This is a genomic window from Streptomyces sp. SID5785 (genome assembly GCF_009870065.1).
In the GTDB taxonomy this organism is placed as follows: Bacteria; Actinomycetota; Actinomycetes; order Streptomycetales; family Streptomycetaceae; genus Streptomyces.
Genome location: NZ_WWIA01001157.1, coordinates 1 through 4622, shown reverse-complemented (window position 1 = coordinate 4622; position 4622 = coordinate 1). Strand labels below are relative to the sequence as shown.

Below are 4622 nucleotides of genomic sequence, written 5' to 3'. Positions count from 1 at the left end.
TGTCCTGGCCGAGCCTGCGCACCGACATCCGCAACGCGGGCGGCACCTGGGTCGACGAGCAGGTGCGGGTGTGCGACCACGGCCCCAACGTGCTGGTCACCAGCCGAAAGCCGGACGACCTCGAGGTCTTCGACGCGGCGCTCCTCGAAGTCTTCGCCCGGCAGGCCGCCTGACCGCGGCTCCGGCTCGGCGCACGACGGGAGTCCGCCTACGAGGACATCCCGGGCCGGTCGTCGATGAACCGCAAGGAACTGGTGGACGCGCTCCGCGCCGGTGAGGGCCGACCGCCGCAGCGCGAGGCAGCGTGTCACCCGGCTGCCCGTACACCGCGCGGCGCTCAGCTCCCGGCGGTCAGCCTCCGGAGTCTCGCAGCGCGCGCAGCTTCGCCGCCGCGGGGCCGAGGGCGCGGCCTCGGCCGGGCAGGCCGGCCCACGGATCCGTGTCGGCCTGTTCGACCGCGTTCGCGATGGTCCAGCGCTGGGCCGTCAGCTCCGGATCCTCCAGCTGCCCCCAGGTCAGGGGCGTGGCCACCGGGCCGCCCGGCTTCGCCCGCACGGTGTACGGGGTGACAGAGGTCTGTGCGTACGCGTTGCGCTGCACGTCGAGGTAGAGCCGGTTTCCCCGGTCCTGCTTGCGCATCGCGGTGGTGAGGCGGTCCGGGTGGGCGGCGGCCAGGGTGTCGGCAGCCTTCTTCGCAAAGGAGTGGACATCGTCGAAGGTGTGCTCGCCGCGGAGGACAGCCACGACGTGCAGACCGCGCGATCCGGTGGTCATGACACCGCAGGCGAGCCCCACCTCGTCCAGCAGTTCACGCACCAGCCGGGCAGCATGTCGTACGGCGTCGAAGTCGTCGTCGCCCGGCGGGTCCAGGTCGAACACGAGCCGGTCCGGCCGCTCGACGGCGGGCGCCCGCGACGGCCACCGGTGCAGCGTGACGGTCGCCTGGTCGGCAAGGTAGACAAGGGTCGCCGTGTCGTCGCAGAGGGGGTGCAGGACCGTGCCGCCCTCCTTGCCGACCTCGACGCGGCCGATCCAGTCCGGGAAGTACGCAGGGGTGTTCTTCTGCATGATCCGGTCGCCGTCGAGGCCGTCCGGCAGGCGTTCCAGCATCAGGGGGCGGCGGCGCAGGTGCGGCAGCACGTGCGGGGCGATCGCACGGTAGTACCCGACGAGGTCCCGCTTGGTGATGTCCGGGGCACCAGGTCCGGTACCGGGCAGCAGCGCCTTGTCCTGCCGGTGCAGCGTGAGCGTGTGCCGGCCCAGCCGCAGCTTCTCGGTGGTACTCCGCGTCATGACGTCGGTCTCCCCTCGTCTCAGGCGGCCTGCGCCCGGCACTCCTCGGCCACGGTCCGGTCCAGGGCGGCGCGGACCAGTGCCGCTGCGAGTTGCGCCCGTGGCACGTCTCCCGCGAGGCGGGTCAGCGTGGCGGGCGTCTTCGGCAGGCCGAGGCGTTCGGCACCCTGGAGGGCCTTCCCGTTGATGTGCGTCCCGAACTCCGCCCACACGTCCTGCACTTCCCGCAGGAAGATGCCGACGCCGGTGGGGCCGAGCCCCGGCACCCGGCCAAGCGAGGTGCGCAACGCCCCCACGTCGCCGTCCGCCCGTTCCCGCAACCGGCGCAGGTCTCCGCCGCAGTCGTCGAGCAGCAGCCGGGCGCCGTCGCCGAGTCGGGTGGCGGTGCGCTCGTCGTAGCGGCGGTAGCCGCCCGCCCCCAGCGCGTCGACCCGCTGCTGCCACGTGGCCTGCACCATGCGCCGGGCGTCGCGCAACCCGGCGTCGTACAGAGCACGCGACGTCTCCACGGCTATGGAGGCCCGGATGCGCGCGCTGAGCAAGGTGGCCAGCACGAGGGTGCGGTACAGCGGCTGCGGGGTGTCCTTGAGCCGGATGCCTGCTTCGGCCGCGTACGTCCGCCCGTACCCGTCGAGCAGGGCGTGCAGCACACGCTTCTGGCGGTCGGTCATGGCTGTCCGTGCTCCCTGATCACATCGGAGCGTTCCTCGTCGTCACGCAGCCCCTGGTAACAGGGGGCCTGTCACCGGGGTCGGCCGAGGGCCCTTCGGGAACGGCCCAGGACTTCAGCGCGCCGTCCGTTCCTCCCGCCTCACCTCGCGGTTCCCCGGTGCGACCGAAGTGCCGATTCTCCCGATACTTCCGCAGGCGACCGCGGACGTCACGCTCCGTCACGACTCTCTCCTCCCGCTGTCCGGATCCCGCTTCCGGTCGGGCCGGGTACCCGTCATCCTGCGCACCACGCGCCCGTTCGAGGCTCCTGCGCATCCTCGCCGGTCCACGGGGTACCCGGCTGCCCACAGCGGTGCCGGTCGCCGTCTTCCTCGAAGGAGAGCGCCATGCCACAGGGTTCCAACGCGAAGCGTGAACGCCAGTACGAACACGTCAAGGACAGCGCACAGAAACGCGGTGCCTCCACGAAGCGCGCCAAGGAGATCGCGGCGCGCACCGTGAACAAGGAGCGCGCCCGCTCCGGAGAGTCGAAGACCTCGAGCAAGGTGTCCACCCAGGACAGAAAGTCCGCCTCCCAGCGTGGCGGCGAGCGCTCCCACAGCGGGGCGAAGGGACCGACGAAGGATCAGCTCTACGAAGAGGCGAAGCGTCGCAACATCGACGGGCGTTCCACCATGAACAAGAGCGAGCTTTCGAGGGCATTGGGGCGCTGACCGGCCCCGGCGGGACCCTGACCCCGCAGCACATTCGTGATGGCACCCGCACACCAACGCCACGGAGTGAAGCGCGATGACCGAGAACGGCGAAGTACAGCTCGTCCGGGCCCCGGCCTCCCTCGCCGCCCCAGAGCCGCGCGTCGTGGCCCCACCCGGTGTGTACACGCCAGGGCGCGACACGGCCCTGCTGCTGCGGGCCCTCGGCACAGAGCCCGTCGATGGCTCTTCCACCGTGCTCGACCTCGGCACCGGCTCCGGCATTCTGGCTCTGCATGCCGCGCGGTCGGGCGCAGCTGTGACGGCCGTCGATGTCTCCTGGCGTGCCGTGTGGACTGCGCGGTTGAACGCACGGATGGCGAGGACGTCCGTCCGCGTCCGTCGCCACGATCTGGGCTCGACGAAGGGACTCGACTCCGTCCGCAGGCTGGGCCCGTTCGACCTGGTGCTCAGCAACCCGCCTTATGTGCCGTCCCCCCAGCAGCCTCCCCACCGTGGAGAGGCGCAGGCCTGGGACGGCGGTCCCGTCGGCCGCGCCGTCGTCGGCCGTGTGTGTGACGCCGCAGCTCAGGTGCTGCGCCCGTCCGGCACACTCCTGATGGTCCACTCGGCCCTGTGCGGCGAGGAGGAGACCCTGCAGCACCTCGCGCACCTCGGAATGAAGGGCGCGGTCGTCGACCGCGCCTTCGTGCCGTTCGGTCCGGTCATGCTCGACCGCAGGAACTGGCTCTGCGGGCGCGGGCTTCTCGACCGTGAGGCCGCATCGGAGGAACTGGTGGTCGTCCGTGCCCAACGTGTCTGAACCCACGCCGCGTCGCATACATGTCGACCGGGAGGGGCCACTGCTCGTCGAAGGGCCGGTGGAGGTGATCGATGCCGATGGAGCGGTCCACACCTCGGACCGCTTCCAGGTCGCCATCTGCACCTGCCGGCGCAGCCGCACCTTCCCCTGGTGCGACACGAGCCACCGGCGCCGCGCACCTGGCCGCAAGCGGCCCAAGCCCGCGCCGGCTCCCTCAACCCTCGACGAGACGGACCCGACATGACGGCCGCCCCTCGCACAGGCCCTGCCGCCCGGACGGCGGAGCCACGGGCTCGCGCGCCGCGGCTCCCACCGTCGCGGGGCCCCTTGTCCTCGTGGGTGATCTCCTCCCTCCGCGCAGGCGGACCACTCCCCGGCGCACCGGGGCCCACGTATGTCGCGTCCTGTGACCCGTACGGCGAGGACCTTCAGCTCGCGCTCTACCTGCTGTACGAGCTGCACTACCAGGGTTTCCACGATGTGGATCCGGACCTGGAGTGGGAGCCCGGACTGCTGGGGCCACGCCGCCTGCTGGAACAGCGCATGCTCGCTGCGCTGCAGACCGACGCAGCGCCCGAGCAGGACGCTCTGGAAACGCTCGACGCGCTGCAGCTCGAGCCCGTCGGGCACGATCCGACGAGTGTCAGCCACCACCTGCAGCGCGACGGACACGCCTGGCAGTTCGCGGAGTATGCCGCTCTGCGCTCCCTCTACCACCTGAAGGAGGCCGACCCGCACGCCTGGGTGATCCCGCGCCTGCACGGGAGGGCAAGGCGGGCATGGTGGCCGTCGAGTACGACGAGTTCGGCGCAGGCCGTGCGGACGACATTCACGCGGTGCTCTTCGCCGACCTGATGACCGACCTCGGTCTGGACACCGCCTACGGTCACTATCTCGACCGGTCTCCTGCCGGCGCGCTCGCTGTGGTGAACCTGATGTCGCTGCTCGGTCTGCACCGCAGTCTGCGGGGAGCCCTGGTCGGGCACTTCGCCGCGGTCGAGACGACCTCCTCGCCCAGCTCGCGTCGGCTGGCTGATGCCCTGCGTCGGTTGGGCGCGGGTACCGCCGCCCAGCACTTCTACGACGAGCATGTGGAGGCGGACGCGGTGCACGAGCAGGTGGTCCGTCACGAGGTGGTGGGC

General features: G+C 71.4%; 6 protein-coding genes and 2 pseudogenes. 5 read left to right on the top strand and 3 right to left on the bottom strand.

What is annotated here, in order from left to right:
• The coding region (locus GTW43_RS37350) for a DJ-1/PfpI family protein (protein WP_202502427.1) at nt 1-173 on the top strand (173 nt) is incomplete at its 5' end.
• Between the two features lie 178 nt (nt 174-351).
• Here the strand turns inward: GTW43_RS37350 and ligD are convergent.
• The 3 genes and pseudogenes from ligD to GTW43_RS38440 all read right to left on the bottom strand — a co-directional run.
• A complete protein-coding gene (gene ligD / locus GTW43_RS37345) occupies nt 352-1293 on the bottom strand; it encodes a non-homologous end-joining DNA ligase (RefSeq protein WP_161306402.1) in 942 nt (313 codons plus the stop codon).
• Between the two features lie 20 nt (nt 1294-1313).
• Complete coding sequence (locus tag GTW43_RS37340) at nt 1314-1964, bottom strand: endonuclease (RefSeq protein WP_161306401.1); 651 nt, start codon at nt 1962-1964, stop codon at nt 1314-1316.
• Between the two features lie 67 nt (nt 1965-2031).
• Nucleotides 2032-2187: pseudogene (locus tag GTW43_RS38440) on the bottom strand (3'-phosphoesterase); the annotation flags it as partial.
• Nucleotides 2188-2351: 164 nt separating this feature from the next.
• Here GTW43_RS38440 and GTW43_RS37335 point away from each other — a divergent pair.
• From GTW43_RS37335 to GTW43_RS37320, 4 genes and pseudogenes are all read left to right on the top strand, one after another.
• Nucleotides 2352-2678: a plasmid stabilization protein gene (locus GTW43_RS37335; protein ID WP_161306400.1), complete on the top strand. Its 327-nt coding sequence runs from the start codon at nt 2352-2354 to the stop codon at nt 2676-2678.
• A 76-nt stretch (nt 2679-2754) separates the two neighbouring features.
• Nucleotides 2755-3480 (top strand): HemK2/MTQ2 family protein methyltransferase, encoded by a 726-nt coding sequence (locus GTW43_RS37330; RefSeq protein WP_161306399.1) that lies wholly within the window; start codon nt 2755-2757, stop codon nt 3478-3480.
• Nucleotides 3431-3724, top strand: a complete 294-nt coding sequence (locus GTW43_RS37325) for a CDGSH iron-sulfur domain-containing protein (RefSeq protein WP_343246238.1) — start codon at nt 3431-3433, stop codon at nt 3722-3724. Before GTW43_RS37330 ends, GTW43_RS37325 begins: the two co-directional genes overlap by 50 nt.
• Nucleotides 3721-4622, top strand: a pseudogene (locus tag GTW43_RS37320) (iron-containing redox enzyme family protein); the annotation flags it as partial. The gene GTW43_RS37325 and the pseudogene GTW43_RS37320, both read left to right, overlap by 4 nt.